The sequence below is a fragment of the uncultured Thiohalocapsa sp. genome (assembly GCF_913062725.1).
Taxonomy (GTDB): Bacteria; Pseudomonadota; Gammaproteobacteria; order Chromatiales; family Chromatiaceae; genus Thiohalocapsa.
The window spans coordinates 1-2,526 of the sequence record NZ_CAJXWY010000130.1 but is presented as its reverse complement, the minus strand read 5'-3'; the positions used below and the strand labels follow the sequence as shown (position 1 = coordinate 2,526).

The following is a 2,526-nucleotide window of genomic DNA, read 5'->3' as shown; positions in this document are numbered from 1 at the left end:
GTAAGCGTCCCGCGAAATACATCTATCCCGGGCCGTGCCGGAGCTGGAACATGGTGCCATGTTCCAACCAGCGAGGACTTCCAGCATGGCACATCAGCGACATACCCGCGAGCAATGGCGCCGGCTCGTCGAGGGCTGGCCCAAGAGCGGTCTGACGCAGGCGGACTACTGTGAACGCCACGCCATCTCCGTGGCGAGCCTGCATCGGTGGCGGGAGATCTTCCGCGGCGGAGGCGGTGCGCCGGCGCCAGCACCCAGCGTACCCCAACCGCGCGATTCGGTGCATCTGGTGCCCATCGCGTTGCTCGACGACCTGAGCTCGCCTGCGCCAGGCGGCGCCGACGCCGCGCTGCGCCTGGTGTTCCCCGACGGGGTGCGTCTGGAGATCGGCGCCGGCTGCGATCACGCGACCCTGCGGCGGGTGGTAGGGTTGCTGCGTGAGGCGGCGGCGTCATGATCGGCTTCGGCGCGCAGACGCAGGTGTATTTGGTCGCCGGCGCCACCGATTAAGCGCCAAACAGATCGACGGGCTCGCCGCGCTGGTGGTCGATGTGCTGGATGCCGACCCCTTCTCCAGTCATCTCTTTGTCTTCTGCAATCGCAGTCGCGACAAGCTCAAGCTGCTGTTCTGGCACAACAACGGCTTTTGGCTCTGGTATCGACGCTTGGAGCGCGAGCGCTTCTGGTGGCCGAATGGACATGAGCCCGCGCCGGTCATGCTCTCGGTGCGGGAATTGAGCTGGTTGTTGGAAGGGCTGAATCCAAAGCGCGTGCAGGCGCACAAGCGCGCGCAATTCGAGCTGCTGTAATTGCACGCACTCAGGTATAATGCCGGCCATGCTCGACAGCGCCCAATCATTGCCGCAGGATCCGGTCGAATTGCACCGGATCATCGCGCAATTGCATGCGCAATTGCATGCGCAATTGCATGCGCAATTGGCCGAGGCCGAGCGCGAGCGGGCCGCACAGAAGACGCGCATCGAGCAATTGCTCGAAGCCATCGAGCTGTTGCGGCGCAAGCGCTTCGGCCCGAGTGCCGATCGCGTGCCGGAGAACCAATTAGCGCTGTTCGATGAGGCCGAGCTCGAAGCGCTGATCGGCGAGCTTGAGACGGCACTGCCGGCGCCGAGCGAGACACCAGCGAGCACAACTGTCGCCAAGCCGCCCGAGCGCAAGCCGGTGCGTCGCCCCCTGCCCGCACACCTGCCGCGCGTGGAGCGCGTCATCGATCTGCCCGCGGCGGTGAAGGCCGCGATGGGGGAGGACTGGACCTGCATCGGTTACGACAGCGCCGAGCAGTTGGCCGTCATTCCGCGCCAGTACTACGTGATCGTCACCAAGCGCGCCAAGTACGTCCCCGTCAACGAGGACGTGCCCGGTGCCGAGATCGGCGTGCGCATCGCCCCGCGGGCGGCGCAGATCATTCCCAAGTCCATCGCCCACAGCTCGCTGCTGGCCGCCATCATCATCGGCAAGTTCGTCGACGGCCTGCCGCTGTATCGCCAGGAGAAGATGTTCGCACGCGAGGGCATCGCGCTGAGCCGCCAGACCATGGCCGGGCTGTTGCTGCAGCTCAAGACCCCGCTCGCGCCCATCGCCGCCGCCCTCAAGGCGCTGCTCTGCCAGGGGCCGGTGGTGCACATCGACGAGACGCGGCACCAGGTCCTCGATGAGCCCGGCCGCGACAATACCCAACAGTCCTTCATGTGGGTGTTCTGCGGCGGCCCGCCGCAGGCACCGGTGTGCTGGTACGAATACGCCCCGAGCCGTGCCGCCGCGGTGCCGCAACAGGTCCTCTTCCCCGCCGATGCCCGCTCGCCGCCCGGCACCGATCCGCCGCCGCGCTTCTATCTGCAATCCGACGGCTACAGCGCCTACCACGTCCTGGCCGAGGCCCCTGAGGTCATCGACCATGCCGGCTGCTGGGCGCACGTGCGGCGCAAGTTCGTCGAGGCCGCCGATGGGCGCAATGCCGCCGCCGCGCGGCAGATGGTCGCCCTGATCGGTGAGCCCCCTGATCTGCCATTGGGCCGTCGAGCGCGACATCCGCGACGAGGACCCCGCAACCCGCCAGCGCATCCGCACCGAGCGCAGCAGGCCGATCCTCGAACGCATCCGCCAATGGCTCGACCAGGCCGTCGCGCGGGTGCTGCCCAAAAGCCTCCTCGGCCAGGCCGTCGGCTATGCCCGCAACCAGTGGCCAACCCTGATCACCTTCCTCGACGACGGTCACTTGGAGATCGACAACAACCGCGCCGAGAACGCCATCCGCCCCTTCGTGGTGGGCAGAAAGGGCTGGCTGTTCGCCGGCAGCCCCAACGGCGCCGAGACCAGCGCACTGCTCTACAGCCTGGTCGAAACCGCCAAGGCCAACGGCCTGGAGCCCCACGCCTACCTCACCCACCTCTTCGAGCACCTGCCCGGTGCCAAAACCCCCGAAGCCGTCGCGGCACTGCTGCCGCACAATTTGAAATTGGACGACATCAAGCCGCAGGGGGCAATCCTGTAGTTGGCCGGACGCTTACC

At 66.9% G+C, this 2,526-nt stretch carries 4 protein-coding genes and 1 pseudogene; 4 read left to right on the top strand and 1 reads right to left on the bottom strand.

Going from position 1 to position 2,526, the window contains the following annotated elements:
* The first annotated feature begins 85 nt into the window (after positions 1 to 85).
* Complete coding sequence (locus QZ588_RS18035) at positions 86 to 457, top strand: transposase (protein WP_295544498.1); 372 nt, start codon at positions 86 to 88, stop codon at positions 455 to 457.
* A complete protein-coding gene (gene tnpB, locus QZ588_RS18030; protein WP_295544496.1) occupies positions 438 to 809 on the top strand; it encodes an IS66 family insertion sequence element accessory protein TnpB in 372 nt (123 codons plus the stop codon). Before QZ588_RS18035 ends, tnpB begins: the two co-directional genes overlap by 20 nt.
* Positions 810 to 855: 46 nt before the next feature.
* Here tnpB and QZ588_RS18025 read toward each other — a convergent pair whose 3' ends face one another.
* The gene (locus QZ588_RS18025; protein ID WP_295544494.1) at positions 856 to 1,059 is read right to left on the bottom strand and encodes a hypothetical protein; all 204 of its coding nucleotides are present in this window, start codon (positions 1,057 to 1,059) and stop codon (positions 856 to 858) included.
* Between QZ588_RS18025 and QZ588_RS18020 the strand changes: the two are divergent.
* Both QZ588_RS18020 and QZ588_RS18015 read left to right on the top strand, forming a co-directional pair.
* Positions 1,045 to 1,950: pseudogene (locus tag QZ588_RS18020) on the top strand (IS66 family transposase); the annotation flags it as partial. The gene QZ588_RS18025 and the pseudogene QZ588_RS18020 overlap by 15 nt on opposite strands.
* Before the next feature lie 55 nt (positions 1,951 to 2,005).
* Positions 2,006 to 2,509 (top strand): transposase, encoded by a 504-nt coding sequence (locus QZ588_RS18015; RefSeq protein ID WP_295544493.1) that lies wholly within the window; start codon positions 2,006 to 2,008, stop codon positions 2,507 to 2,509.
* The last annotated feature ends 17 nt before the right edge of the window (positions 2,510 to 2,526 follow it).

What these genes read in the sequence shown, in the direction of transcription:
- QZ588_RS18035 (WP_295544498.1), top strand. Translation starts at nt 86, where the DNA reads ATGGCACATCAGCGACATACCCGCGAGCAATGGCGCCGGCTCGTCGAG.